The sequence below is a fragment of the Candidatus Chlorobium masyuteum genome, from assembly GCF_011601315.1.
Classification (GTDB): Bacteria; Bacteroidota; Chlorobiia; order Chlorobiales; family Chlorobiaceae; genus Chlorobium; species Chlorobium masyuteum.
In genome coordinates this window covers 510,001-535,573 of the sequence record NZ_JAAORA010000001.1, presented here as the reverse complement: position 1 = coordinate 535,573, position 25,573 = coordinate 510,001, and the positions used below count along the sequence as shown (strand labels likewise).

Below are 25,573 nucleotides of genomic sequence, written 5' to 3'. Positions count from 1 at the left end.
GTTTCCAGAAAAAGGAGTTAAAGAGATGAAAAACCCGTTGTTGCGCCCGTGGTTGACTGAAAAAAGTACTGGATTGACCGAGAAGAAAGGACAGTATGTTTTTGTTGTCAAGCCGGATGCTGATAAAACAGATATCAAGATTGCGGTAGAGCAGAAGTTTGGAGTAGACGTAAAATCAGTTCGCACGGTCTACTGCCTTGGCAAGTCACGTCGTCAGAACACAAGAAAAGGTGTTGTTTCCGGTAAGAAGAGTGACTGGAAGAAGGCAATCATTACACTTGCAAAAGGACAGTCGATCGATTATTACTCTGGTACGACCCAGAAGAGCGAAGGATAGAAATCAATAAAAGGATAGATCATACATTCAAATGGCTATAAGGAAATTAGCGCCGGTCACGCCAGGGTCAAGGTTTATGTCATACCCTGCATTCGATGAAATCACAAAAAGCACGCCTGAAAAAAGCCTGCTTGTGCCCTTAAAGAAATCCGGCGGACGTAATGCTGCGGGACGCAAAACCTCAAGGCATAGAGGCGGCGGACATAAACGCCATTACAGGATTATCGATTTCAAACGCAACAAGGATGGCGTACCTGCAACCGTTGCTGCTATTGAGTATGATCCGAATCGTTCATCAAGAATTGCATTATTGCATTACATTGATGGAGAAAAACGTTATATTCTCGCCCCGAAAGGTTTGAATGTCGGTGACAAGGTGGAGAGCGGAGAGAAGGTCGAAATCAAGACCGGAAACACCATGCCGCTGAAAAACATACCGCTTGGTACTGATATTCATAATATTGAGATGAAGGCTGGAAAGGGCGGTCAGATTGTTCGTTCGGCAGGTGGATTTGCCGTACTTGCTGCCCGTGAAGGCGATTATGTCACACTGAAGCTTCCTTCCGGTGAAATCCGCAAGCTCAGGGTTGAGTGTCGTGCAACCATTGGTGTGCTTGGAAATGCCGATCATGAGAACATTGTTCTCGGTAAGGCAGGAAGAAGTCGCTGGCTTGGAATTCGCCCGCAGACAAGAGGTATGGCTATGAACCCGGTCGATCATCCGATGGGTGGTGGTGAAGGAAAGTCGAAGTCGGGTGGTGGACGCAAGCATCCGAAGTCACCATGGGGTCAGCTTGCCAAGGGTCTCAAGACCAGAAACAAGAAGAAGGCTTCACAGAAATTGATTGTACGCGGCAGAAACGCCAAATAACTATAGGGGTTAATAACAACAAGCAGAGGAACTATGCCAAGATCACTTAAAAAGGGACCGTTCATTGATATAAAACTGGAAAAACGGATCCTTGACATGAACAGCAAGGGAGAAAAGAAGGTTGTCAAAACCTGGTCCAGAAGTACAATGATTTCGCCTGATTTTGTAGGTCACACGATTGCTGTACACAACGGCAAAAGTCATGTCCCGGTCTACGTTGGTGATAATATGGTAGGTCATAAGCTTGGAGAGTTTTCCCCGACAAGAACGTTTCGCGGCCATGCTGGTGGTGGTAAGGCTGAAAAAGGCGGCTCGGCTCCAAGGAAAAAATAAATTGAATAACGCGAAAGGGTAAAGATTATAATGGAAGCTAAAGCAATTTTACGGCACACGCCAACATCGCCAAGAAAGATGCGTCTTGTGGCTGGTCTTGTTCGAGGCAAGCAGGTCGATCTGGCAAAGGCCATTCTGCTCAACTCAACAAAGTCGGCGTCACGCAATCTCATGCAGACGCTCAAGTCAGCCGTTGCAAATTATGCGCAGCTGAATCCCGATGAGCGGGTCAGTGATCAGGAGCTATTCGTCAAGGCTATATTTGTTGATCAGGGAACGACACTGAAAAGAATGCTTCCAGCTCCTATGGGCCGGGCATACAGGATTCGCAAAAGATCGAATCATCTGACGATTGTCATTGATAAGGTTAAAAATCCAGTAACTAAATAAAATAAGGAGAGCGCATTGGGTCAGAAAGTTAATCCTACTGGATTCAGGCTTGGAATTATAAGGGACTGGACCTCACGCTGGTATGATGACAGCCCTGTTATATCTGAAAAGATCAAACAGGATCATGTTATCCGTAACTATGTTATTGCAAGACTGAAAAGAGAGAGAGCCGGTATTGCCCGTATCGTTATAGAGAGAACGACAAAGCATGTCAAGATCAATATCTATGCAGCCCGTCCGGGTGCAGTGGTTGGAAGAAAAGGCGAAGAGATCAATAATCTCTCACAGGAACTGAGCCGTATCACCGGTAAAGAGGTGAAAATTGATGTTGTTGAAGTCGTCAAGCCCGAGATCGAAGCACAGCTTATCGGCGACAACATTGCCTATCAGCTTGAAAACCGTGTCTCTTTCAGAAGGGCGATGAAACAGGCTATACAGCAGGCTATGCGTTCCGGAGCTGAAGGAGTCAGAATCCGTTGTGCAGGGCGTCTTGGCGGTGCTGAAATTGCCCGTGCTGAGCAGTACAAGGAAGGCAAGATTCCGCTCCATACTATTCGTGCCAATGTTGATTATGCAAGTGTCACTGCACATACCATTGCCGGTACCATCGGTATAAAGGTCTGGGTTTATAAAGGTGAGGTACTTGTTCAGCGTATTGATGCTATTGAAGAGGATGAGCTGAAGAGAATCAAGGAGAGACGCAATGATGCCGGTGCAAGAAATCGCGATGGTCGTAACAGTAAACGCCGTCGTCGCACCAAGCGAGCATAATTACAAGTACCAACAAATCAGAAAACGAATGGAGTCGCCGGTATGTTAATGCCAAAGAGAGTCAAATATAGAAAGACAATGAGAGGCCGGATGAAGGGCAATTCCGGCAGAGGAACATTGGTAACTTTCGGTTCTTTCGGTTTAAAGGCTATTGAGTCCGCTTGGATTACCAGCCGTCAGATTGAAGCTGCACGTGTGGCAATGACCAGATTCATGAAGAGGGATGGTAAAATCTGGATCAGAATTTTCCCTGATAAACCGGTAACCAAGAAAGCTGCTGAAACCCGAATGGGTTCCGGTAAAGGTTCGCCCGAGTTCTGGGTAGCGGTTGTCAAGCCAGGCAGAATCATGTTTGAAGCTGATGGTGTACCAAGAGAGGTAGCAACCGAGGCTTTCAGACTTGCAGCACAGAAATTGCCGATCAAGACGAAGTTTATTGTCCGTCCTGATTACGAAGATTAACCGAGCAACTAATTCGACAAGAGGGTTACATATTATGAAAAAGTATGAAATTGCGGCATTAGGCAAGCAGGAGCTGGTCGACAGGATCAAAGAGCTTGAAGACCGGGTCGCTGATATCAATTTTTATAAGGTTATTGAGCAGCCGCAGAATCCGATGGTTTTCCGCAATTCCAAGCGGGATATTGCGCGCATGAAAACCCGGCTTCATCAACTCGCATCCGCTGAAGCGGTCAAGGGTTGAGGGCAAGGCAAACCAAAAAACTGTTTACTTACATGGAAGAAAATAAAACAGGCAGTGCATCTATGGAACAGAATGCTGCGGTAAGGGGAAGAAAAAAGAGCTGGTTAGGCAAGGTTGTCAGTGACAAGATGGACAAGGCTATTGTCGTTGTTGTCGAGCGCAGGGTTCAGCATCCGGTTTACAAGAAATATTTCAAGAAAACCACCAGACTCATGGCTCATGATGAGAAGAATGAAGCTGGAATCGGTGATCTTGTAAAGGTTGTCGAGTGCCGTCCGCTCAGCAAGAGAAAGAGCTGCCGTTTGGTTGAGATTATCGAAAAAGCCAGGTAAGAGTCGATTTTTATACATTTAACAAAGTTTGAAACAGGATGATCCAGAAAGAAACAAATCTGGTTGTTGCCGATAACAGCGGAGCCAAGAAGGTTCGTTGCATTCATGTATTCGGCGGAACCGGGAGGCGATATGCCTCATTGGGTGATCAGATTATCGTATCGGTCAAAGCAGCTGTGCCTGGTGGTGTAGTTAAAAAGAAAGATGTCTGCAAGGCTGTTGTCGTACGCTGCGTCAAGGAACAGAGAAGAAAGGATGGATCGTATATCCGTTTTGACGAAAATGCTGTTGTTCTTCTCAATGCGCAGGGGGAGCCAAGAGGTACCCGTATCTTCGGACCTGTTGCAAGAGAGCTTCGCGACAGAAAGTATATGAAGATCGTTTCGCTGGCACCAGAGGTTCTCTGATGTGTCACAGGCGGGAGTAACTCAGTTGGTAGAGTCACAGCCTTCCAAGCTGTTGGTCGCGAGTTCGAGTCTCGTCTCCCGCTCAGGATTTTATGAATACAATCATATAAGTGAAAAATGAAAACAGGGATTAAAAAGGTTAAGCTGCATGTCAGAAAGAACGACACAGTCGTCGTTATCAGCGGCAACGATAAAGGAAAGAGCGGAAAGATTCTGAAAGTTTACCCGTTGAAAACCCGTGTGATTGTTGAAGGGGTAAATATCCGCAAGCGCCATACGCGTCCGACCCAGTCAAACCCGCAGGGTGCAATTATCGAGAGAGAGTTTCCGATTCATGCTTCCAACGTGAAGAAAAGTTAAGTTTTCCACTAAAGACAGGATGACCAAGACCATCCTGGTAAACAGATAAAGAATACGATGGCCCAGAACAAAGAGACGACACCGGAAGGATCTTCATTAGCAAGGCTTGAGACCTTCTACAAGGAAAAAGTTACTCCAAAGCTTATCGAGCGCTTTGAGTACAAGAATGTCATGAGAGTACCGAGGCTTAAAAAAATCTCAATCAACATCGGTGTTGGTGAAGCTGCCTCCGAGCCGAAGCTGCTCGAAATCGCTATCCAGGAGCTTGCCCAGATTACCGGACAGAAACCGCAGGTCCGTAAATCGAGAAAAGCAATATCCAACTTCAAGCTTCGTGAAGGACAGGCTATCGGATGCCGTGTTACACTTCGTCGTAAGGCCATGTATGAGTTCTTCGACCGTTTTGTCAGTCTTGCCGTTCCGAGGATCCGCGATTTCCGCGGTCTGAGCGATACCAGTTTTGATGGTCGTGGCAATTACACCATCGGTGTTCGCGAGCAGATTATTTTTCCGGAAATAGACATAGATAAAGTACCGAGAATATCCGGAATGGATATCAGCTTTGTCACTTCAGCCGCTTCAGACGAAGAGGCTTACGTGCTGCTTTCGGAACTTGGAATGCCATTCAAAAAGAAGAACAACTAAATAATTCAGAAATCAGATGGCCAAGAAAAGCGTTATAGCAAGGAACGAAAAGAGGAAAAGGCTTGTGGAGAAGTATGCTGTTCTTCGTGAAGAGCTGCTGAAAGCCGGTGATTACGAAGCTCTTCGCAAACTGCCGAGAGACAGTTCTGCTACCAGGGTTCGTAACCGTTGTGTGCTTACCGGCCGTGGAAGAGGTGTATATGAGAAGTATGGATTGTGCCGGCATATGTTCCGCAAGTTCGCTCTTGAAGGAAAGCTGCCGGGTGTTAAAAAAGCAAGCTGGTAAATCAGCCGGACTGTTTTAAAAAGTAAGGTATTTGATCATTTTCGAAAGTAACCAACGTTAGCTATGCCTGTAACGGATTCTGTAGCAGATTATATCACCCGGATCAGAAATGCGGGGAGAGCAAAAAATAAAACGACCGATATCCCGTATTCGAAGCTTAGAGAGAATATCTCGCAACTGCTTCTTGAAAAAGGATACATCAAGAACTTCACGGTTATTACCGCTGAAAAGTTTCCTTTTATCCGTGTTGACCTGAAGTACACTGCTCAAGGTGATCCGGCGATCAAGGAAATTACGAGGGTCAGCAAGCCGGGTCGTCGTGTCTATGACGGAAAGGATATCAAAAAATATCTTGGCGGTCTTGGACTCTACATCCTTTCATCATCGAAAGGTGTTATCACTGATAAAGAGGCTCGTGTACAGGGTGTTGGTGGTGAAATCCTGTTCCGTATCTATTAATTCATAAGTCAAAGAGCATTAGAATACCATGTCAAGAATAGGAAAAATGCCAATACCCCTGAGCAATCAGGCGAAGATAGAGATCAGTGAGTCAAGCGTCAGGGTATCAGGACCGAAAGGTGCTCTTGAACAGCAGCTTACCGATCAGGTTATCGTTACACAGGATGGCGGTATTGTTACAGTTCAGCGCATTGATGAGAGCAAGAAGGCCAAGGCACAGCATGGTCTTTATCGCCAGCTGATCAGCAACATGATCGATGGTGTGACCAAAGGCTTTACGAGGAAGCTTGAAATATCAGGTGTAGGATACCGTGCGGAACTGAAGAACGATCTTCTTGCTCTCACACTTGGCTATTCACACATGATCTATTTCAAGGCTCCTGACGAGATCAAAATTGAGGTGCCGGATCAGACAACCATTCTTATCAGTGGTATTGATAAAGCTCTTGTAGGTCAGATTGCTGCCAAGATCCGCTCATTCAGGAAGCCGGAGCCATATCGCGGCAAGGGTATCAAGTATGAAGGGGAAGTGATTCGCCGCAAGGAAGGAAAGGCTGCAGGCAAGTAAGGGTTGAATGAAGCGTTCAGGAATTTACGCAATAACATTATACAACGGTTCAAGAGAATGAGTCAAATCGATAAAGCCTCCCGGAGGCAGAAAATCAAGGACAGAAGCAGAAGCAGTGTCCAGGGATCACAGGCAAAGCCGAGACTTTGTGTCTACCGTAGCCTTTCCCAGATATACGCACAGTTGATAGACGATGTGAACGGCAAAACCCTGGTGGCCGTTTCAACCTTGTCGAAGGAGAACAAAGAGTTGCAGGGCTCCAAGTCTGACCGCTGCCGCACCATCGGAAAGCAGATCGGAGAGAAAGCGCTCGCAGCAGGAATAACAAATGTAGTGTTTGACAGGAATGGTTTTCGTTATCACGGCAGAGTCAAAGCGTTGGCTGATGGTGCGAGAGAAGCAGGACTGATCTTTTAAAAACTTTCAAAGAGATAGGTAAATGGCGAAAACATCTGCTAAGAGTATCAGACCCGGTGAGTTAAATCTGAAAGAGAAGCTGGTACATATCAACAGGACTGCAAAAGTTGTGAAAGGCGGTAAACGCTTCGGATTCAATGCAATTGTTGTCGTTGGTGATAAAGAGGGACATGTAGGCTACGGGCTTGGAAAGGCTAATGAAGTTCAGGATGCAATTGCAAAAGGTGTTGAGGATGGCAAGAAAAATGTCATCAAGGTGCCGATTGTCAAGGGAACAATACCTCATCAGATCATTGCCAAGTACGGATCTGCCAAGGTACTCATGAAGCCGGCAACACCCGGTACCGGTCTTATTGCCGGTGGAGCAGTAAGAGCTGTTCTTGAAATGGCTGGTATCCATGATATTCTGACCAAATCGCTTGGTTCATCGAACCCCCACAACGTGGTTAAAGCAGCAATCCTGGGCTTGCAGAGTATATCTGATGCTTATGATGTTGGAGAGAGACGGTCAAAGAGCCTGAAAGAGGTTTTTGAAAGCTAAACGAAAGAGTGTGATCATGAGTGAGAAAAAAATAAAGATTACCCAGGTGCGCAGCATTATCGGTGGTACCAAAAAGCAGAAGGCTACCATCAAGGCACTTGGACTTGGCAGACCAAACTACCATGTAGACCGGCAGGATAATCCCTGCACAAGAGGACAGATCAGGGTTGTTCAGCACCTTGTGAAGGTTGAAGAAGTCTAAGATTTTACTAATAGCAAGTCGGGAATTGAAACCATGGATTTAAGCTCACTTCGTCCAGCAAAAGGTGGCGCTGTTAAAGCAACTAAACGTGTCGGCCGCGGTCAGGGTTCAGGTAATGGAACTACAGCGGGCAAAGGTAACAAGGGTCAGCAGGCCAGAAGCGGCTACAAAAGACCGATTATGGAGGGTGGACAGGTACCTGTCTATCGCAGGCTGCCTAAATTCGGCTTCACACCGATAGACAGAAAGCCGGTCAGTACGGTCAATCTTACCCAGATTAATAAATGGATTGAAGACGGTCTCATCGAAAAAGAGATTACCGTCCTTGATCTCAAGGCACTTCTTCATGCCAGCAACGCAGATTATTTCAAGATTCTCGGAAATGGAGAACTGACCAGTGCTGTTACTATCACTGCACATGCTTTCAGCAAAAGTGCAGAGGAAAAAATAACGGCCGCCGGCGGTAAAGCGGTAAAGGCATTCCGTACCCTTGAAGAAGCATCAAAAGTCAGGGATCTTTCGGTAGAAGATGCCCTCTTGAAACCAAAGGCTAAGCTGGTCAAGAGAGCCAAAAAATCCACAAAGCCCTGAATCTGTTAAAAGGCCGCTATGAAGCTTACTGAAAGTATAAGCAACATAAATAAAATCCCTGAACTTCGTCAGAGGATCCTTTATACGCTTCTTCTGTTATTTGTTTACAGGCTTGGATCTCACATTACTATTCCCGGTGTAGATGCGTCTGCTGTATCAGGCGCATCACAAGCCCACTCCAACGATCTCTTCGGACTCTTTGATCTTTTTGTAGGCGGTGCTTTCGCAAGGGCATCGATCTTCTCTCTCGGCATTATGCCGTACATTTCAGCATCGATTATTGTTCAGCTTCTCGGTGCGGTTACCCCTTATTTCCAGAAACTGCAGAAAGAGGGAGAGGATGGGCGCCAGAAAATCAGCCAGATGACAAGATACGGCACAGTTCTGATTGCAGCACTTCAGTCATGGGGTGTCAGCGTGAGCCTCTCCAGTCCGTCATCATTCGGAAAGATAGTTGTTCCGGATCCCGGTATTTTCTTTACCATAACCGCAGTTATTCTTCTTACATCAGCAACGGTTTTTGTGATGTGGCTCGGTGAGAAGATTACTGAACGTGGTATTGGTAACGGCATATCGCTCATTATCATGATCGGTATTCTTGCCAGATTTCCACAAGCGCTTGTTGCAGAGTTCCGTTCAGTATCGCTCGGAAGCAAGAACTGGATTATTGAAATCATCATTCTTGCCATGATGGCCGCCATCGTGGCTTTTGTTGTTGTCCTTACCGTTGGAACCCGGCGCATTCCTGTTCAGCATGCAAAGCGTGTTGTCGGGCGCAAGGTTTATGGCGGAAGCACACAGTATATACCCATGAGGATCAATACCGCCGGAGTCATGCCGATCATTTTCGCCCAGTCGATTATGTTCCTTCCCGGAACCTTTGTCTCTTTCTTTCCTGACAGTGAGGTCATGCAGAAAATTGCCACGGTATTTGCCTATGATTCCTGGTGGTATGCACTCATGTTTGGTACCATGATTGTTTTCTTTACCTATTTTTATACAGCTATAGCGTTCAACCCCAAGGAGGTTGCCGATACCATGCGTCGCCAGGGAGGTTTCATTCCCGGTGTACGGCCCGGAAAAGGCACGGCTGAGTTTATTGATAATATCCTCACCCGTATTACTCTGCCTGGTGCCATATCGCTTGCAATTATCGCTATTCTTCCGACTTTTCTTACAAAGTTCGGTAACGTGACACCCGGATTCGCACAGTTTTTCGGCGGTACAAGTCTTTTGATTATTGTCGGTGTCGGACTTGATACTCTCCAGCAGGTTGAAAGCCATCTGCTCATGCGTCATTATGACGGCTTCATGAAGTCAGGTAAAACCCGCGGACGACAGGGCAGGTAAGCCCGATATACTATATGATCACGATTAAAAGCGAACGCGAAATTGAGTTGATGAGAGAGTCCGGAGCCCTTGTGGCAAAAGCTCTTGATCTTCTTGAGCGGGAAATACAGCCGGGAATGACCACCAAGCAGCTTGATGCTATGGCGGAGGAGTTTATCAGGGATCATAATGGAGTGCCAAGCTTTCTCAATTATGCTCCGAAAGGCGATCCCGATGTGACCCCCTATCCGGCAACGCTTTGTGTATCGATCAATGAAGAGGTTGTTCACGGAGTACCAAGCCAGAAGCGTGTAGTAAGGGAGGGTGATATTGTCTCGGTTGACTGTGGTGCCTATAAGGGTGGCTATCACGGAGATGCCGCAAGAACATTTGTGCTTGGCGTTATTGACGAGAAGGTACAGCAGCTTGTAGATGTTACCAGGGAGTGCCTTGAACGGGGGATTGCCATGGCAGTAACGGGTAACCGTCTTCATGATATCTCATCAGCTATTGAGGATTATGCCCGTTCATTCGGGTTCAGTGTTATAGAGAATATGGTCGGGCACGGCATTGGCAGTGAATTGCACGAGGATCCGGCTGTACCGAATTATGGAAAGAAGCATACCGGAGTGCCGCTTCGTGAAGGCATGACACTGGCTATTGAACCGATGATCGCCCTCGGCCGGTCACGCAAAGCTGTCAGCCGCAGGGGTGGATGGGTTGCTGTGACAGAGGATGGAAAGCACGCAGCACATTTTGAACATACGATAGTTGTCAGGCCGGGAAAAGCAGAAGTGCTGACCCGCACTTTTCTCAATGCTGAAGAGGCTTGAGGCAAAAAACAGAACAGAACAAAGGAGAGAATAATTTGGCCAAGGAAGAAGCAATAGAGATTGAAGGCGTAATTCTGGAGGCGCTTCCAAATGCGCAGTTCAAGGTAAAGCTTGAAAACAGTCTTGAAGTCCTGGCGCATGTTTCCGGAAAAATCAGGATGCACTATATCAGGATTCTGCCCGGTGACAAGGTGAAAGTACAGATATCTCCATACGATATATCAAAAGGACGGATCACCTATCGATACAAATAAGTGCCGAAATAAGTGATCTTGATGTTGATTCTTTGATCTTTATTATTTACATTACATGCCTTTTCAGATTTCGGATAGTCGGATTAATTATTGCATTTCGGATTTATTATGAAAATATATTCTTCTATTAAGAAACGTTGCGAGCACTGCCGCATTATCAAGCGCAAAGGTAAGAGATTTGTGATTTGCAAAGTGAATCCAAGCCATAAGCAGCGCCAGGGTTGATCTTCAGAAAAACAATAGAACTTTAAAGAGCATATGAGGATAGCTGGGGTAAATTTGCCGTTAAACAAACATGCGGTTATCGCTTTAACGCACGTTTATGGTATAGGGAGAGTGTCAGCGGAGAACATTTTGCAGAGAGCAGGTATTGCTCCTGACCGCAAGATCTCTGAGCTGAATGATGAAGAAGCGCATGCGATAAGAGAAATTATTGCTGAGAGTTACAAGGTAGAAGGGCAGGCTCGCGGTGAGCAGCAGCTCGCTGTAAAGCGCCTTATGGATATCGGTTGTTACCGTGGTCTGCGTCATCGTCGTTCGTTGCCTGTTCGCGGTCAGAGAACGTCCACAAATGCAAGGACCAGAAAAGGTAAGCGCAAGACCGTAGCCGGCAAGAAAAAGGCGGCCAAGAAGTAGTAGAGTTCAGGCAATAAATCTTCGAGACTAAAGAATGTAAGTTCATGGCTACAATAAGCAGGAAGAAAAAGAAAGTCAAGGTTACCCCGGAAGGCGCCGTACACATCAAGGCATCTTTTAATAATATTATGGTAACCATTACCGATCTTCAGGGCAACACCGTTTCCTGGTCGAGTGCCGGTAAGAACGGGTTCAAAGGGTCAAAAAAGAATACCCCTTATGCATCCCAGATTACATCGGAAGCCGCAGCAAAGGAAGCTTATGACCTTGGTATGAGGCATGTCAATGTCTTTATCAAAGGCCCGGGTGCCGGACGTGATGCAGCGATCAGAGCGTTACAGGGAGCAGGTCTTGATGTGCGTACCATCAAGGATATCACTCCGCTTCCTCATAATGGATGTCGGCCTCCCAAACGCAGAAGGGTCTGATTTTATATATTCATAGAATTTCAATGAAGCAATTGATATGGCAAGATTCAGAGGTTCGATAACAAAAGTATCACGCAGGTTGGGAGTAGCACTTACACCCAAGGCTGAAAAATATCTCGAAAGACGTCCGTTTCCTCCAGGACAGCACGGTCAGTCCCGGAAAGGGAAAGTATCTGAGTATGCTCTGCAGCTTAGAGAAAAGCAGAAGATGAAGTATATTTACGGAATTCTTGAGAAGCAGTTCCGCAATTACTTCATGAAGGCGGCATCACAGAGAGGTGTAACCGGTGATAACCTTGTCAAGCTTATTGAAAGACGTTTTGATAACGTTGTATTCCGTAGCGGATTTGCTCCTTCCCGAGCAGGTGCGCGTCAGCTTGTGACACATGGCCATCTTTTGATTAACGGCAAGAAGGTGAACATACCGTCCTATCTTGTCTCGCCCGGCGATTTGATTGAATTCCGTCAGAGAAGCAAGAATATGGATGCCGTAACGGATTCGCTCAATAAAGCACCGGAGTCACGTATTCCAACATGGATACAGGTAGACAAGGCTAATCAGAAGTCGGTGTTCCTGAGCATACCAGAGAGAGTGGAAATACAGGAGCCCTATAACGAACAGTTGGTGGTTGAGCTGTATTCCAAGTGATTTTAACGAATTCAAAGGTATAAATACTATGATATACCAGATGCAGATGCCTGCAAAAATAGAGGTTGACGAAGCCAATCATACTGACAGTTTCGGCAGGTTCATCGCTCAGCCGCTCGAGCGCGGTTACGGCGTTACCCTTGGGAACGTTATGAGACGGGTTCTGCTTGCCTCACTTCCGGGAACTGCAATTACAGGTCTGAAAATAGATGGCGTTTTTCATGAGTTTGCCGCAGTTGATGGCGTTCGCGAGGATGTGCCTGAAATTGTGCTGAATCTCAAGAGGGTTCGTTTCAAGTCCACCTGTAAAAGAAACTGCAAGACCACGCTGGCCATTGTCGGTCCAAAGGAGTTTACGGCCGGTGATATTATTGCCCAGGAAGGCGAGTTTGAGGTGCTGAACAAGGATATGCATATTGCTACGGTCAATGCCGGTGCAACCCTGAAAATCGACCTTTATGTTGGACGTGGACGTGGTTATGTACCTGCTGAGGAGAACAGACCCGAAGGAATGCCTATTGGATATATTGCTATTGATGCCATTTACACTCCGATCAGAAATGTCAGGTTTACCGTTGAGAATACCCGTGTAGGCCAGCGTACTGATTATGAGAAGATGATTCTTGATGTTGAAACCGATGGCTCCGTAACCCCTGATGACTCTATCAGTCTTGCCGGCAAGATCATCACTGATCATGTCACCTTTTTTGCGAATTTCTCGCCAACAGAAGAGGAGTTTACCGAAGAGGAGTTCAAACAGCAGGATGATGAGTTTGAGACCATGCGCAGACTGCTGCACACCAAGATCGAAGACCTTGACCTTTCGGTACGTTCACATAACTGCCTGAGGCTTGCTGAAATCGATACCATCGGTGATCTGGTTTCACGCAAGGAGGATGAGTTGCTCAACTACAAGAACTTCGGCAAGAAATCCCTGACGGAACTGAAGGAGCAGCTTGAAAAGTTTGACCTGAAATTTGGTATGGATATTACCAAGTATCAGATGAAGTAGAAAAGTACAGTTACCGATTTTTAGAAATATTGAGAACAGAAACAAGTCATGCGTAAAGTTAAGCCGGCAAGAAAACTCGGAAGAACCGCTGCCCATAGAAAGGCGACGCTCAGCAACCTGTCGACACAGCTGTTCCTCCACAAGCGTATTGAGACGACTGAGGCAAAGGCAAAGGAGTTGCGCCGCGTAGCAGAAAAGCTCATTACCAAAGCTCGTGTTGGTACTGTTCATGCACAGCGCGAAATCTTCAAGGATATCCGCGACAAGCAGGTAATAAGAATTCTTTTCGAAGAGATTGTTGCCAAAGTCGGCACTCGTAACGGTGGATATACAAGGGTTATCAAACTTGCTCCCCGTTTTGGTGATGCAGCAAAAATGGCCGTTATCGAGCTTGTTGATTATGTGGAAGCCTATCCCGCAGCCCCAAAAGCAGGCAAGCAGGATCGTGCAAAACGTGTTAAAGGCTCCAAGAAGACAGAAGAAACAGCAGCAGCAGCAACAGCCTGACAGAGGTCTGACTGCACCGCCCTGTTTTGAAAATATAGTAGTCATTGCCTTACAGATAGACGCTATCTCCGGGCAATGACTATTTGTTTTTCCGAGAAAATTGAGCTGACGGTGCTGATCGGGTGAAGCTCTACGGTCAACGGCAACCCGTTGTTCTTTTCCCTCGACTCGATTGCCTTGGAAATTTCCCTGTCGAGGTTTCCGCCCTTCAGGCAGATAAGCGTGCCATCGGGCTTCAACAATCTTGCTGCATACCGGCAAAGTTGCTCAAGAGGTGCAACTTGTCTTGAGAGTACGGTATCGAATACAACCCCTTTCAGCTCCTCCACCCTGGTATGCATCGCTATGGCATTGTTGATGCCAAGCTCCTTGATCATAGCCTGGCAGGCTGTGATTTTTTTACCTGTTGCATCAACAAGCAGAAATCGGGTATCGGGAAATGCAATTGAGAGAGGTATTCCCGGCAGCCCCCCTCCTGTGCCGAGATCAAGCACTCTCTCCTCCTTTCTGAACGAGTGATAGCTGCTTATCAGAATTGAATGAAAGATATGTTTGATGATGACAGGCGAATCCTCCTTGCGGCTGATCAGGTTTACCTTAAGGTTCCACTCTTCGAGGAGGTGGCCGTAATGCACCAGCTTTTCAAGCTTTGCGGTATCAAGTTCTATAGAGTGTTCTGCACATAATGCCTGCAGTGTTGTTAACTCATCATGCAATTGTTCCATCAAGGTAATCCTTCTGTTCAGTGGTTTACCCCCAAAAAACGACATTTTAGGATGAATGACAAATGAGACTTGACAATCACCTGTTCATAGCAATCCATTTGCCTGTAAATAATCGTAAATTTCATGAACAGCTCAACGGTGAGCACCGCACTATTAATTCGACAGGAAATCAGGATCCATGAAAGACGCTTCGACTCATCATGTATTTGCATTGATAATGGCCGGGGGTGCAGGCAGGAATCTGTGGCCTGTTTCGAGAAAAAAAATCCCAAAGCAGTTTCTTGATCTTTTTGATGAAGGGACCATGATTGCTCAAACGGTTGAGCGAATAAGGCGTTCCGTCAGGGATGAGAATATTCTGGTTATAACCGGAGAAAACGGTCGTAAGCTGCTTTTGGATAATCCATGCGGGATATTGCCTGAAAATATCATTGTTGAGCCTTCAAGCCGTAACACAGCCCCGTGTATAGCACTCGGAACTGCACATATCAAAAAAAGGGATCCCGATGCCATTACGGTGGTAATCCCTTCCGATCATCTTGTTCTTGATGAGGATGCATTTATAACCATTGTTGATGCAGGTATTGAGATGGCGAGAGAAAGAAATGCTCTTGTTACTATTGGCATAAACGCCGACAGGCCTGAAACGGTTTACGGGTATATCCAGGCTGATGAGGAGCTACCGCTTCCGGCGGCATTATCGGGAGGTTATGATTTCAGGTTCTTCAAGGTAAAGGCGTTTGCGGAAAAACCTGATTATACGACGGCGGTTCATTTTCTTGAAAGCAGGGATTTTTTCTGGAACAGCGGGGTCTTTATCTGGCATATCGACGCCATCGCTCTGGCATTTGAACGTTCAATGCCTGATCTCCACAAGGATCTGCTCAATATTTATCATCATCTTGGCACTTCTGAAGAGCAGAAAGTTATAGAGGATGTCTACTCCTGGATTCACCCTGTTTCAATAGATGTGGGAGTTATGGAGAAGGCTGAAGAGGTGTTAATGCTGACCGGTGAGTTTGGCTGGACCGACCTTGGCTCCTGGGATGAGGTGATGAAGGTTGCCGGGAGTCGCGCACTGCTTGGTGAAGTCAACTCCGGGAAAAGTCTGGTGCAGATAGATTGTGAGAATATCTATGTCAGAAAACCGGCGGGCAAGATTGTCTGTACCATAGGAGTCAGTGATGTTATTATTATTGATACAGAGGATGCACTGCTGGTCTGCAACAAAGGGCTCTCTCATCGAGTAGGAGAGGTAGCCGATGTGCTGAGGAGGGAGGGGCTGCAGCAATACCTGTAGTGTTATAAGCAAATCTGTTGCGCGGAGTGATTCCTGTGACGGGCGGTACTCAAAATCCTCTTGTAGTCACACCGCTCACAACGATTTGTATTGATCCTCCTCGGATCAGGATTTTGCTGACCAGGTAGCACCTTCCCTGGTATCCTTTATTTCGATTCCCGCTTCAAGCAGCCGGTCACGCAGTTTGTCACTGAGCGCGAAATCCTTGTTTTTTCGGGCTTCTGCACGAAGCTCAAGAATGAGAGTCATAACCCCCTCAAGTGCTTTACCCGCTTCTTCACTCTGTTTATCACCGGACCTGCCTCCGGGCTGCAGGATTCCGAGAACCTCTGTTCCCGCCATATCCAGAAATTTCCCGGCTTGCTCTCTTGCGGTTTCCGATACTCCTTCACTCCGGTCAAGAGCCGTATTGAGTGCTTTTGCACACTCAAAAAGAACCGAAACGGCAATAGGAGTATTGAAATCATCATTCATCGCTTCGTTAAAGCGGTCTAGATAAGGTTCAACAGCAAACATGCCGCTTCCGGAGTTTGTTTCTATAAGACGCCGGTAGGTTTCATGAAGCTTTTCAAGGCCGGTTTGCGAAGCGCGGATTGCGACGTCCGAAAAGTCGAGGGGTGAGCGATAATGCGACTGCAGGATGAAGAATCTGATGACAATCGGATCGAAGGTTGAAAAGAGCTCCTTCAGGTTGACAGAATTCTTCAGGGATTTACCCATTTTAATGCCGTTGACCGTCACCATGTTGTTGTGCATCCAGAACCTGACGTAGGGTTTTCCGGTGACAGATTCAGCCTGGGCGATTTCACACTCATGGTGTGGAAACTTGTTTTCCATCCCGCCACCGTGAATGTCAATCGTTTCGCCGAGATACTTCATCGACATGGCCGAACACTCAAGGTGCCAGCCGGGATAACCGGTACCCCAGGGGGATCGCCACTTCATCAGATGGTTCTCTTCAGCTTTTTTCCAGAGCGCAAAATCAGATGTGTGGCGTTTTTCAGAGCGCACTTCCACCCGGTTACCGGACTGCTGCGCTTCCATGTCGGTTCGTCCCGATAATCTGCCGTATCCGGGAAACGACTCTACGGAGAAGTAGACGTTGCCGTTGACCTCATAGGCGTGACCAGTTTCCACCAGGCGCTCAATCAGTGCAATCTGTTCAGGAATATGGGCGGTCGCTGCAGGAGCAATATTGGGCCGGAGAATGCCGAGCCGATCCATATCCTCATAGAAACTGCGGGTATAGAACTGCGCGATTTCCATGGGGTCGGTTTTTTCAAGCCGGGCCTGCTTCATGATCTTGTCTTCACCCTCATCGGCGTCATCGGTCAGGTGGCCAACATCGGTGATGTTCTGGACATATTTTACCTGATACCCGCAGTGACGCAGCCAGCGTACGACAACGTCAAAAGAGACATAGCTTTTTGCATGACCAAGATGGGAGTGGCCATAGACGGTTGGTCCGCATACATAGATGCTGACGAATCCAGGGTGCAGGGGTTCAAACTGCTCTTTGGTTCTGCTGAGTGAGTTGTATATGAAGAGTGACATCTTCTGCTTGTTCTTCCTTTTTGGAGGATGGGCACCGCGCTAAATTTATTGCGCAACTCGATTGCTTCGTCGGGCGATGCTCGAAATCCTCATGTACTCCGTGTACACTCCGGTTTCTGCGCTCCGTCCGCCTCGCACTCAAGCCGCTCATGACAATTTATAGTGAAGCCGGGATGTAATACGTAAAAAGCCGGATGAAAGTTAAACATTTGGGTTTTTAACGCAAGGTTTTTAGCTTCCTTTTTGTTGCTCTTTTTTATGGGCACCCCTTTTGATTGCTCTTTTTGTATGAAGATTACCAGTGCTGCCTTTCACATAAGTGTTTCCGCTCTTTCCGGACTGCCGGAAGAATCCACTCCTGAAATTGTTTTTGCGGGCCGATCCAATGTAGGAAAATCGACCCTTCTCAACTCTCTTACCGGGCTGAAAGCTCTTGCCAAAACCAGCTCAACACCTGGAAAAACAAGACTGATCAACTATTTTCTGATCAACCAGGAGTTTTATTTCGTTGATCTTCCGGGTTATGGGTATGCTGCCGTCGGCCAGGAACAGAAAGCGGCCTGGGGTCATCTGCTCTCCTCATACATAGAGCAGCGCCGGAGTATATCACTGGTCGTTCTGCTCTTCGATGCCCGCCATCCGGCTATGGAGTCTGACCGGGCAATGCTGGGTTTTCTTGAGTATCATGAGCGGCCATATGGTATTGTGCTGACCAAGTTTGACAAGCTGACACAAAAGGAGATGGTAAAGACCCGGCGGATTATGGAAAGTTGCGCGGCGAAAGCCAAATTTATTGTAAATTATTCATCTTTTTCCGGAAAGGGAAAGAGTGAGCTGCTTGCTCATTTAGATAATTATATCCGTTAAAACCAATTGTCGTGGAATCAAAACAATTCATTACACCGTCCCAGTCTGCAACCGTCATAGTCGGCACACAGTTCGGTGATGAGGGCAAGGGAAAGCTCGTAGACTACCTTTCGGACAAGTACGATATCGTTGTCCGTTACCAGGGTGGGGCAAATGCCGGTCATACCATCTGTTTCGATAATAAAACGGTTGTTCTGCACCTGATACCTTCGGGCATTTTTAACGAAGGGTGTGTCTGTGTTATCGGTAATGGTGTCGTTATTGACCCTGTCGCGCTGCTTGAAGAGATTAAAAAAGTCGAGGAGCTTGGTTTCACCGTTAAAGGGCGGCTGTTTATCAGTCACAATGCCCACCTGATCATGCCTTACCATAAACTGCTTGATTCATTGCACGAAACCGCCCAGGGTGACCAGAAGATCGGTACGACCGGTCGTGGAATCGGACCAAGTTATGAAGACAAGTTTGCCCGCAAAGGCATAAGGGTTGTTGATCTGCTTAATCCGCAGGTGCTTGAGGAGAAGATCCGGGAGAACCTTGCCGCCAAGAACAAGGTGTTCAAAAATATCTATGAAAAGGAGGAGGTAGATGTTGAGGAGATGGTGCGTGAGTATCAGGAGTTCGACAAGATTATCGACCCCTATGTTACCAATACCCAGCTCTACCTGAACCGTCGGCTCAGGGAGGGAAAAACGGTTCTGCTCGAAGGTGCACAAGGGTGCTTGCTCGACGTGGATCACGGAACCTATCCCTATGTGACCTCCTCGAACCCCACATCCGGTGGAGCCTGTACCGGATCCGGCATCGCTCCAAACTATATCGGCAAGGTGATTGGAATCAGCAAGGCATATATGACCAGAGTCGGCAATGGCGCATTCCCCTCTGAACTTGATGATGAGACCGGCGAACAGCTCGGCAGAATCGGTCATGAGTTTGGTGCCACGACAGGACGAAAACGCAGGTGCGGCTGGATTGATCTGGTTGCCCTGCGCTACTCACTAACCGTTAACGGTGTTACTGAAATTGCGCTGACCAAGCTCGATGTACTTGACACTTTTGACGAAGTCAAGGTGTGTACTTCCTATATGCTCGACGGCAAAGAGATCCATGATTTTCCGACCGATCATCAGACTCTTTCAAGAGTAAAGCCGGTTTTTACCACAATGAAGGGGTGGAAAGCTTCAAATGCGGATGCCCGGACATTCTCCGATATGCAGCCTGAAGCACAGAACTATGTCACTTTCCTTGAGCGTGAACTGCAGGTTCCGGTAACCTTTATTTCTGTCGGGCCCGGCCGCAACGAGACTGTTTTCAGATAACATCCTGAACTGTTTGCTATGGCTTTGATGGATATTGCCGTTATTCCCCTTGACAGCAGGGAGGGGAGCCTGAGCGGCTTTGTCGCCGGCCTTCAGGAGCTTCTTGCTGAAAGCGGCTGCAGTTTCAGGCTGCATGATATGGGGACCACGGTTGAAGGACCGGCACCGCTCCTGTTTGATCTGGCTCAGAAGCTCCATGAGTATTCGTTCAGCAAAGGAGGAAGGCGGGTCTATACGGTTATAAAAATTGATGACCGCCGGGATCGGGCAGTTCGTCTTGGTGAGAAAACCGCTTCCGTTAAAGCAAAAATAGCCTCAGAGAGAGCGTTGGATGAGTAGGGGGATTACCGAAAATATTTTATCTTCAGTTTCTTTAAGTTTACCGTTGTAACGCCTCTTCACGCCCTCTGAAGGGTGTTACCAGCGGGCAGTAACAATCAGGAGGAGATACTTCATGATGCAGGTTCCCGGTGATGTTCAGATAATCAAGGAAGATAACGTTACACACAGTTTTTGCGGCCTGGCCTGTGTCGGTTGGATGTATCAAAAGATCAAGGACAGCTTTTTTCTCATTCTCGGTACACATACCTGTGCCCATTTTCTGCAGAATGCTCTCGGCATGATGATCTTTGCCAAACCCCGTTTTGGCATTGCCCTTATTGAGGAGGGTGATCTCTCCAAGAGTGAGCCTACCCTTGAGGAGATTCTCCGTGAAATAAAGGCTGATCATCACCCTTCAGTGATCTTTCTTCTCTCGTCATGTACACCCGAGGTGATGAAGGTCGATTTCAAGGGTCTTGCCCACCATCTCAGCACTCCGGATGTTCCGGTGCTCTTTGTCCCTGCCAGCGGTCTGGTCTATAACTTTACCCAGGCGGAGGATTCGGTGCTCCATGCACTGGTACCGTTCTGTCCTGAAGCACCAGCCGGAGAGAAAAAGGTTGTCTTTCTCGGATCAGTCAACGATGCCACAGCCGATGACCTCAGGGCTGAGGCCGAAGAGCTTGGTATTGCTGTAGGCGGTTTTCTTCCTGAATCCCGTTTTGACAGGATGCCTGCGATTGGTCCTGATACCGTACTGGCTCCGATCCAGCCATACCTTTCAAGGGTTGCCGTCAAGCTTGCCCGTGAAAGGGGTGCCCGCGTTCTTAACTCGCTTTTTCCCTTCGGTCCTGACGGAACCAGAGCGTTCTGGGAGGATCTCGCCCGGGAATTCGGTATCACGGTCGATCTTCGTGACCGCGAAAAAGCCGCATGGGAGAAGATTCGCAAACAGACCGATCTGCTCAAGGGCAAGAAGGTATTTCTGACTGCTGATACCATGCTGGAGCTGCCGCTGGGACGCTTCCTGAAAAATGCCGGAGCTGACGTTGTGGAGTGCAGCAGTGCCTACATCAACAAGAAATTTCATTCACGTGAGCTTGAGGCGCTTGAAGGCGTCCGCGTGGTCGAACAGCCGAACTTCCATCGACAGCTTGTGGATGTCAAACGCATCAAGCCGGACCTTATTGTTACATCGCTGATGACAGCCAACCCGTTTGTCGGTCATGGATTTGTTGTGAAGTGGAGTATGGAGTTCATGCTGACCTCTATTCATAGCTGGTCGGGTGTCTTTCCTCTGGCCAATCTGTTTGTTTCACCGCTCCAGCGCCGCAGTTTGCTGCCGGCGTTTGACGAGGAGGTGTGGCTTGAAGGGGTCATGCCGAGCGCTGAATAATTCACTGAAGGAAAATGCAATAACAAACGTTTTACAAGTATGCGCTTAGCTTTCTGGCTCTACGAGGGCACAGCCCTTCACGGTATCAGCCGGGTGACCAACAGTATGAAAGGGGTTCACACCGTCTATCATGCTCCCCAGGGAGATGATTACATCACGGCAACCTACACCATGCTTGAACGGACACCGGCATTTCCGGGCCTCTCAATCAGCGTTGTCCGCGGACGGGATCTTGCCCAGGGAGTATCCCGGCTTCCTTCAACACTGCAGCAGGTTGAGCACCACTATCATCCCGATCTTACCGTCATTGCTCCGAGCTGCAGTACCGCACTGCTCCAGGAGGATCTCAACCAGCTGGCGCTGCACTCCGGTGTACCGGAGGAGAAGCTGCTGGTCTATGCTCTCAACCCCTTCAGGGTTTCGGAAAATGAGGCAGCAGACGGGCTCTTTACCGAGTTGGTCAAGCGTTATGCCGCCCCACAGGAAAAAACCGCAGTTCCTTCAGTGAACCTGCTCGGTTTTACCTCACTTGGATTTCACCTGCGAGCCAACCTCACCTCTCTTCGCCGGATGTTGCAGACTCTCGGTGTTACGGTTAACGTTGTGGCTCCCTGGGGAGCAGGAATTGACGATCTCGGCAAGCTGCCTGCGGCATGGCTCAATATTGCTCCTTACCGTGAAATCGGCACCACGGCGGCCAGATATCTTGCCGACAAATTTGCCATGCCTGCGATCTATGAGGCACCTATCGGTGTTGAACCCACCCTTGCATGGCTCCGCTCAGTAATTGAGCAGCTCAACATTACCTGCGCTGAACGTGGTGTGCCAACGATTACGATGCCGAAGCTGCACAACTTTTCACTCGACGGCATCAATGCTCCGAGCGGTGTTCCATGGTTTGCAAGAACCGCCGATATGGAGAGTTTCAGCAACAAGCGGGCGTTTGTTTTCGGCGACGCAACCCATACGGTCGGTATTGTGAAGTTTCTTAAGGATGAGCTCGGCATGAAGATTATCGGTGCCGGCACCTATCTGGAGCAGCATGCCGACTGGGTACGCAAGGAGCTTGAAGGGTACCTTCCCGGTGAACTCATGGTGACCGACAAGTTCCAGGATGTCTCGAAATTGATCGATGAGGAGATGCCCGATCTGGTCTGCGGTACCCAGATGGAGCGCCACAGCTGCCGAAAGCTTGATGTTCCCTGTATGGTGGTCTGCCCCCCGACCCATATTGAAAATCATCTGCTCGGTTACTATCCCTTCTTCGGCTTTGACGGCTCTGACGTTATTGCCGACAGAGTCTATCTCTCATGCAAACTCGGTCTTGAAAAGCACCTGATCGACTTTTTCGGTGATGCCGGTCTGGAATACGAGGAGAGCTCCCCTTCCGGTGAGCCTCATGAAGCACTCTCTGCTGTTTCCACGGGCAACGGCCAGGCAGCCCATGGAGTTACCTCTGAATCGGAACAGGTTTCCGGTGATGGTGATATGATCTGGACTGACGATGCCGAAACCATGCTGAAAAAAGTTCCGTTTTTTGTCCGCAAGAAGGTAAGAAAGAACACCGAGACCTTTGCGCGCGAAAACGGTGCAACACAGGTCTCTGTAGAGGTTTTCCGCCAGGCAAAAGAGTCACTCGGCGGGTAAGGTTTAACTTTCAATCATTTTCTCTGATATCATTATGAGTTTAGTATTAGCGGTATATGGCAAGGGCGGTATTGGAAAAAGCACCACCAGCGCCAACATTTCGGCGGCACTTGCCCTGAAAGGCGCCAAGGTACTTCAGATTGGCTGTGATCCGAAACATGACAGCACCTTCCCCATTACCGGGAAGTTGCAGAAAACCGTTATCGAGGCTCTTGAAGAGGTGGATTTTCATCACGAGGAGCTGAGTGCGGAGGATATTATTGAAACCGGTTTTGCCGGTATTGACTGTCTTGAAGCCGGTGGACCTCCTGCCGGAAGCGGCTGCGGCGGATACGTCGTCGGTGAATCTGTCACCCTGCTCCAGGAGCTCGGCCTGTATGACAAGTATGATGTGATCCTCTTCGATGTGCTTGGCGACGTTGTTTGCGGCGGCTTCAGCGCCCCCCTGAACTATGCCGACTATGCCATCATCATTGCCACCAACGATTTCGACAGCATCTTTGCCGCCAACCGCCTCTGCATGGCCATCCAGCAGAAGAGTGCACGCTACAAGGTGAAACTTGCCGGTATCGTTGCCAACCGAGTTGACTACACCACCGGCGGCGGCACCAACATGCTCGACCAGTTTGCCGAGAAGGTAGGCACAAGGTTGCTTGCCAAAGTGCCCTACCATGAACTGATCCGCAAGAGCCGGTTTGCCGGAAAAACCATGTTTGCCATGGATGACACCCCAGACAAACCAGAGTGCCTCAAGCCATACAACGAAATTGCCGATTTCCTCATCCAGGAAAATCCGGTAGCAGCAGTGCCCGTACCGATCGGCGACCGTGAAATATTCGCCATGGTCGGCGGCTGGCAGTAAGCTCGGTTTCTTCTCTTTTCTTAAAAAAGGCAGCTTTCGGGCTGCCTTTTTGCGTTCAAGGGGAAAGTCGAAGAGGAGCGATAGAAGAAAAATCCCGGCAGGCTGAGGGATAGGAGGCTATCCATCGATTCCTGACGGGATTAATTTGGCTGTTGACCTTCAGGTGAGGTCGAAACGATCGAGATTCATCACTTTGTTCCATGCGGCAATAAAGTCGGTCACGAATTTCTCTCGGGCGTCTGAGCTTCCATACACCTCCGCAATGGCCCGGAGGCGGGCGTTAGAGCCGAAGATGAGGTCAACGCGGGTGGCAGTCCACCGTGCTTCACCGGTTTTGCGATCACGACCTTCGAATTTGTCTTGCTCTTGCGAGATCGGTTTCCACTCCGTGCCCATGTCGAGCAGATTCACAAAGAAGTCATTGGTGAGCGTTTCCGGACGTTTGGTGAAAACGCCATGCGGCGACTGTTCGAAATTGACGTTCAGCACACGAAGGCCGCCCAGAAGCACGGTCATTTCCGGAGCGGTAAGTGTCAGTAACTGCGAGCGGTCAACCAGCATCTCTTCTGCCGACAGGCTGTATTTTCGTTTGGTGTAGTTGCGGAACCCGTCAGCGAGCGGCTCGAGCACGGCAAATGACTCCACGTCGGTCTGCTCCTGAGAGGCATCCGAGCGGCCCGGTGTGAAGGGAACGGTTACGAGGTAGCCGGCACGTCCGGTAGCCTCTTCGAGAGCTGCGCATCCACCCAGTACGATCAGATCGGCAAGCGAAACCCTTTTTCCTCCAGTCTCGGAGCTGTTGAAATCCTGCTGGATTACTTCGAGTATCTGCAGCACCTTTTTGAGTTGCAGCGGCTGGTTGACTTCCCACTCCTTCAGTGGCGCAAGCCGGATACGTGCGCCGTTGGCTCCGCCACGCTTGTCCGAACCCCGGAAGGTGGAGGCCGATGCCCAGGCTGTCGAGACCAGTTCCGGAATTGTCAGACCGGAGGCCAGGAGCCGTTGCTTGAGTTCTGCGATCTCTCCATCGCCGATCAGCTCATGATCGACTGTTGGTACCGGATCCTGCCAGATCAGCTCCTCTGCCGGAACCTCGTTGCCGAGATAACGGGATCGCGGGCCCATATCGCGATGGGTCAGCTTGAACCATGCGCGCGCAAATGCGTCAGCAAACTGGTCAGGATGGTCATAGTACCGCCGTGCAATCGGCTCGTAGACCGGATCCATACGCATCGCAAGGTCTGCAGTGGACATCATGGTCGGCACACGTTTAGACGGATCGTGGGCCGCCGGTGCGAGATCCTCCTCGGCTACATCTTTCGGTTTCCACTGCCATGCGCCGGCCGGGCTCTTGGTCAGCTCCCACTCGTATTTGAAGAGCATACCGAAATAGCCCATATCCCAATGAATCGGGTCGGGCGTCCATGCGCCTTCCAGTCCGCTGGTCATGGTCTCGTCCCCCTTCCCGCTGCCGTAGCCGCTCTTCCAGCCAAGCCCCTGCTCCTCGATGTCAGCGGCTTCGGGTACAGGGCCTATCAGTTTCGGATCGCCGACGCCGTGACATTTGCCGAACGTGTGCCCTCCGGCGACGAGTGCTACGGTCTCCTCGTCGTTCATGGCCATGCGCGCGAAGGTTTCTCGAATGTCTCTGCCTGCGGCAACAGGGTCCGGCTTCCCGTCCGGCCCTTCGGGATTGACGTAGATCAGCCCCATCTGCACGGCGG

Annotated in this window: 37 protein-coding genes and 1 tRNA gene (1 of these 38 cut by a window edge); 35 read left to right on the top strand and 3 right to left on the bottom strand. The window is 48.7% G+C overall.

Annotated elements, in window-relative coordinates; genetic code table 11:
- Nucleotides 1-25: 25 nt before the first annotated feature.
- From rplW to rplQ, 28 genes are all read left to right on the top strand, one after another.
- Nucleotides 26-337, top strand: coding sequence for a 50S ribosomal protein L23 (gene rplW, locus G9409_RS02450; RefSeq protein WP_166807250.1), 312 nt, complete (start codon nucleotides 26-28; stop codon nucleotides 335-337).
- 31 nt (nucleotides 338-368) lie between these two features.
- A complete protein-coding gene (gene rplB, locus G9409_RS02445; protein ID WP_076793011.1) occupies nucleotides 369-1,208 on the top strand; it encodes a 50S ribosomal protein L2 in 840 nt (279 codons plus the stop codon).
- Between the two features lie 33 nt (nucleotides 1,209-1,241).
- Complete coding sequence (gene rpsS / locus G9409_RS02440) at nucleotides 1,242-1,541, top strand: 30S ribosomal protein S19 (RefSeq protein WP_076793013.1); 300 nt, start codon at nucleotides 1,242-1,244, stop codon at nucleotides 1,539-1,541.
- A 30-nt stretch (nucleotides 1,542-1,571) separates the two neighbouring features.
- Complete coding sequence (gene rplV / locus G9409_RS02435) at nucleotides 1,572-1,931, top strand: 50S ribosomal protein L22 (RefSeq protein WP_076793015.1); 360 nt, start codon at nucleotides 1,572-1,574, stop codon at nucleotides 1,929-1,931.
- A 15-nt stretch (nucleotides 1,932-1,946) separates the two neighbouring features.
- Nucleotides 1,947-2,702 (top strand): 30S ribosomal protein S3, encoded by a 756-nt coding sequence (gene rpsC / locus G9409_RS02430; protein ID WP_006366557.1) that lies wholly within the window; start codon nucleotides 1,947-1,949, stop codon nucleotides 2,700-2,702.
- Between the two features lie 42 nt (nucleotides 2,703-2,744).
- Nucleotides 2,745-3,164, top strand: a complete 420-nt coding sequence (gene rplP, locus G9409_RS02425) for a 50S ribosomal protein L16 (RefSeq protein ID WP_006366558.1) — start codon at nucleotides 2,745-2,747, stop codon at nucleotides 3,162-3,164.
- Between the two features lie 34 nt (nucleotides 3,165-3,198).
- Complete coding sequence (gene rpmC / locus G9409_RS02420) at nucleotides 3,199-3,405, top strand: 50S ribosomal protein L29 (RefSeq protein ID WP_166807249.1); 207 nt, start codon at nucleotides 3,199-3,201, stop codon at nucleotides 3,403-3,405.
- 32 nt (nucleotides 3,406-3,437) lie between these two features.
- A complete protein-coding gene (rpsQ, locus tag G9409_RS02415) occupies nucleotides 3,438-3,737 on the top strand; it encodes a 30S ribosomal protein S17 (RefSeq protein WP_233120986.1) in 300 nt (99 codons plus the stop codon).
- A 38-nt stretch (nucleotides 3,738-3,775) separates the two neighbouring features.
- Nucleotides 3,776-4,144 carry a 50S ribosomal protein L14 gene (gene rplN, locus G9409_RS02410; RefSeq protein ID WP_006366561.1) on the top strand — a complete coding sequence of 123 codons (369 nt, stop codon included), beginning with the start codon at nucleotides 3,776-3,778 and terminating at the stop codon, nucleotides 4,142-4,144.
- A 10-nt stretch (nucleotides 4,145-4,154) separates the two neighbouring features.
- A tRNA-Gly gene (locus tag G9409_RS02405) sits at nucleotides 4,155-4,227 on the top strand.
- Nucleotides 4,228-4,261: 34 nt separating this feature from the next.
- Nucleotides 4,262-4,504, top strand: coding sequence for a 50S ribosomal protein L24 (gene rplX / locus G9409_RS02400; RefSeq protein WP_006366562.1), 243 nt, complete (start codon nucleotides 4,262-4,264; stop codon nucleotides 4,502-4,504).
- A 57-nt stretch (nucleotides 4,505-4,561) separates the two neighbouring features.
- The gene (rplE, locus tag G9409_RS02395; protein ID WP_166807248.1) at nucleotides 4,562-5,149 is read left to right on the top strand and encodes a 50S ribosomal protein L5; all 588 of its coding nucleotides are present in this window, start codon (nucleotides 4,562-4,564) and stop codon (nucleotides 5,147-5,149) included.
- Nucleotides 5,150-5,165: 16 nt separating this feature from the next.
- Entirely contained in the window at nucleotides 5,166-5,435 is a 270-nt protein-coding gene (rpsN, locus tag G9409_RS02390; RefSeq protein ID WP_006366564.1) for a 30S ribosomal protein S14, read from the top strand.
- A gap of 63 nt (nucleotides 5,436-5,498) precedes the next feature.
- Nucleotides 5,499-5,894, top strand: coding sequence for a 30S ribosomal protein S8 (gene rpsH, locus G9409_RS02385; protein ID WP_006366565.1), 396 nt, complete (start codon nucleotides 5,499-5,501; stop codon nucleotides 5,892-5,894).
- 28 nt (nucleotides 5,895-5,922) lie between these two features.
- Nucleotides 5,923-6,462: a 50S ribosomal protein L6 gene (gene rplF, locus G9409_RS02380; RefSeq protein ID WP_006366566.1), complete on the top strand. Its 540-nt coding sequence runs from the start codon at nucleotides 5,923-5,925 to the stop codon at nucleotides 6,460-6,462.
- Between the two features lie 57 nt (nucleotides 6,463-6,519).
- Nucleotides 6,520-6,879: a 50S ribosomal protein L18 gene (gene rplR / locus G9409_RS02375; RefSeq protein WP_166807247.1), complete on the top strand. Its 360-nt coding sequence runs from the start codon at nucleotides 6,520-6,522 to the stop codon at nucleotides 6,877-6,879.
- A gap of 22 nt (nucleotides 6,880-6,901) precedes the next feature.
- Nucleotides 6,902-7,420, top strand: coding sequence for a 30S ribosomal protein S5 (rpsE, locus tag G9409_RS02370; protein WP_006366568.1), 519 nt, complete (start codon nucleotides 6,902-6,904; stop codon nucleotides 7,418-7,420).
- A gap of 16 nt (nucleotides 7,421-7,436) precedes the next feature.
- The gene (rpmD, locus tag G9409_RS02365) at nucleotides 7,437-7,622 is read left to right on the top strand and encodes a 50S ribosomal protein L30 (RefSeq protein ID WP_006366569.1); all 186 of its coding nucleotides are present in this window, start codon (nucleotides 7,437-7,439) and stop codon (nucleotides 7,620-7,622) included.
- Nucleotides 7,623-7,655: 33 nt separating this feature from the next.
- Nucleotides 7,656-8,213: a 50S ribosomal protein L15 gene (rplO, locus tag G9409_RS02360; RefSeq protein ID WP_166807246.1), complete on the top strand. Its 558-nt coding sequence runs from the start codon at nucleotides 7,656-7,658 to the stop codon at nucleotides 8,211-8,213.
- An 18-nt stretch (nucleotides 8,214-8,231) separates the two neighbouring features.
- A complete protein-coding gene (gene secY, locus G9409_RS02355) occupies nucleotides 8,232-9,563 on the top strand; it encodes a preprotein translocase subunit SecY (protein ID WP_166807245.1) in 1,332 nt (443 codons plus the stop codon).
- A 14-nt stretch (nucleotides 9,564-9,577) separates the two neighbouring features.
- Nucleotides 9,578-10,375 carry a type I methionyl aminopeptidase gene (gene map / locus G9409_RS02350; RefSeq protein ID WP_166807244.1) on the top strand — a complete coding sequence of 266 codons (798 nt, stop codon included), beginning with the start codon at nucleotides 9,578-9,580 and terminating at the stop codon, nucleotides 10,373-10,375.
- Between the two features lie 35 nt (nucleotides 10,376-10,410).
- On the top strand, nucleotides 10,411-10,629 hold the full coding sequence (gene infA, locus G9409_RS02345) for a translation initiation factor IF-1 (protein WP_006366573.1): 219 nt from the start codon (nucleotides 10,411-10,413) through the stop codon (nucleotides 10,627-10,629).
- A 108-nt stretch (nucleotides 10,630-10,737) separates the two neighbouring features.
- On the top strand, nucleotides 10,738-10,854 hold the full coding sequence (rpmJ, locus tag G9409_RS02340; protein ID WP_010933819.1) for a 50S ribosomal protein L36: 117 nt from the start codon (nucleotides 10,738-10,740) through the stop codon (nucleotides 10,852-10,854).
- A 33-nt stretch (nucleotides 10,855-10,887) separates the two neighbouring features.
- Entirely contained in the window at nucleotides 10,888-11,265 is a 378-nt protein-coding gene (gene rpsM / locus G9409_RS02335; protein ID WP_006366574.1) for a 30S ribosomal protein S13, read from the top strand.
- 44 nt (nucleotides 11,266-11,309) lie between these two features.
- Complete coding sequence (gene rpsK / locus G9409_RS02330; protein WP_006366575.1) at nucleotides 11,310-11,693, top strand: 30S ribosomal protein S11; 384 nt, start codon at nucleotides 11,310-11,312, stop codon at nucleotides 11,691-11,693.
- A 37-nt stretch (nucleotides 11,694-11,730) separates the two neighbouring features.
- Entirely contained in the window at nucleotides 11,731-12,342 is a 612-nt protein-coding gene (rpsD, locus tag G9409_RS02325; protein ID WP_076793027.1) for a 30S ribosomal protein S4, read from the top strand.
- Between the two features lie 28 nt (nucleotides 12,343-12,370).
- Nucleotides 12,371-13,354 (top strand): DNA-directed RNA polymerase subunit alpha, encoded by a 984-nt coding sequence (locus tag G9409_RS02320; protein ID WP_006366578.1) that lies wholly within the window; start codon nucleotides 12,371-12,373, stop codon nucleotides 13,352-13,354.
- Between the two features lie 48 nt (nucleotides 13,355-13,402).
- Nucleotides 13,403-13,861, top strand: coding sequence for a 50S ribosomal protein L17 (rplQ, locus tag G9409_RS02315; RefSeq protein WP_006366579.1), 459 nt, complete (start codon nucleotides 13,403-13,405; stop codon nucleotides 13,859-13,861).
- A 62-nt stretch (nucleotides 13,862-13,923) separates the two neighbouring features.
- Here the strand turns inward: rplQ and rsmG are convergent, their stop codons facing one another.
- The gene (gene rsmG, locus G9409_RS02310) at nucleotides 13,924-14,586 is read right to left on the bottom strand and encodes a 16S rRNA (guanine(527)-N(7))-methyltransferase RsmG (RefSeq protein WP_166807243.1); all 663 of its coding nucleotides are present in this window, start codon (nucleotides 14,584-14,586) and stop codon (nucleotides 13,924-13,926) included.
- A gap of 178 nt (nucleotides 14,587-14,764) precedes the next feature.
- Here rsmG and G9409_RS02305 point away from each other — a divergent pair, with 178 nt between their 5' ends.
- The gene (locus G9409_RS02305; protein ID WP_166807242.1) at nucleotides 14,765-15,886 is read left to right on the top strand and encodes a mannose-1-phosphate guanylyltransferase; all 1,122 of its coding nucleotides are present in this window, start codon (nucleotides 14,765-14,767) and stop codon (nucleotides 15,884-15,886) included.
- A gap of 105 nt (nucleotides 15,887-15,991) precedes the next feature.
- Here the strand turns inward: G9409_RS02305 and cysS are convergent, their stop codons facing one another.
- Nucleotides 15,992-17,440, bottom strand: coding sequence for a cysteine--tRNA ligase (cysS, locus tag G9409_RS02300; RefSeq protein ID WP_166807241.1), 1,449 nt, complete (start codon nucleotides 17,438-17,440; stop codon nucleotides 15,992-15,994).
- Nucleotides 17,441-17,728: 288 nt separating this feature from the next.
- Here cysS and yihA point away from each other — a divergent pair, with 288 nt between their 5' ends.
- From yihA to bchL, 6 genes are all read left to right on the top strand, one after another.
- The gene (gene yihA / locus G9409_RS02295; protein ID WP_166807240.1) at nucleotides 17,729-18,307 is read left to right on the top strand and encodes a ribosome biogenesis GTP-binding protein YihA/YsxC; all 579 of its coding nucleotides are present in this window, start codon (nucleotides 17,729-17,731) and stop codon (nucleotides 18,305-18,307) included.
- Between the two features lie 11 nt (nucleotides 18,308-18,318).
- Nucleotides 18,319-19,623, top strand: coding sequence for an adenylosuccinate synthase (locus G9409_RS02290; RefSeq protein ID WP_166807239.1), 1,305 nt, complete (start codon nucleotides 18,319-18,321; stop codon nucleotides 19,621-19,623).
- An 18-nt stretch (nucleotides 19,624-19,641) separates the two neighbouring features.
- The gene (locus G9409_RS02285; RefSeq protein WP_006366585.1) at nucleotides 19,642-19,962 is read left to right on the top strand and encodes an MTH1187 family thiamine-binding protein; all 321 of its coding nucleotides are present in this window, start codon (nucleotides 19,642-19,644) and stop codon (nucleotides 19,960-19,962) included.
- A 115-nt stretch (nucleotides 19,963-20,077) separates the two neighbouring features.
- The gene (gene bchN, locus G9409_RS02280; RefSeq protein ID WP_166807238.1) at nucleotides 20,078-21,340 is read left to right on the top strand and encodes a ferredoxin:protochlorophyllide reductase (ATP-dependent) subunit N; all 1,263 of its coding nucleotides are present in this window, start codon (nucleotides 20,078-20,080) and stop codon (nucleotides 21,338-21,340) included.
- 39 nt (nucleotides 21,341-21,379) lie between these two features.
- A complete protein-coding gene (locus G9409_RS02275; protein WP_166807237.1) occupies nucleotides 21,380-22,987 on the top strand; it encodes a ferredoxin:protochlorophyllide reductase (ATP-dependent) subunit B in 1,608 nt (535 codons plus the stop codon).
- Nucleotides 22,988-23,021: 34 nt separating this feature from the next.
- Nucleotides 23,022-23,849 carry a ferredoxin:protochlorophyllide reductase (ATP-dependent) iron-sulfur ATP-binding protein gene (gene bchL / locus G9409_RS02270; RefSeq protein WP_006366588.1) on the top strand — a complete coding sequence of 276 codons (828 nt, stop codon included), beginning with the start codon at nucleotides 23,022-23,024 and terminating at the stop codon, nucleotides 23,847-23,849.
- A 159-nt stretch (nucleotides 23,850-24,008) separates the two neighbouring features.
- Here the strand turns inward: bchL and katG are convergent, their stop codons facing one another.
- Nucleotides 24,009-25,573, bottom strand: partial view of a catalase/peroxidase HPI gene (katG, locus tag G9409_RS02265; RefSeq protein WP_166807455.1) — the 3' portion only. 634 nt of this gene lie beyond the right edge of the window; 1,565 of the gene's 2,199 nt are visible here — the last part of the coding sequence; its start codon lies beyond the right edge, outside the window; its stop codon occupies nucleotides 24,009-24,011.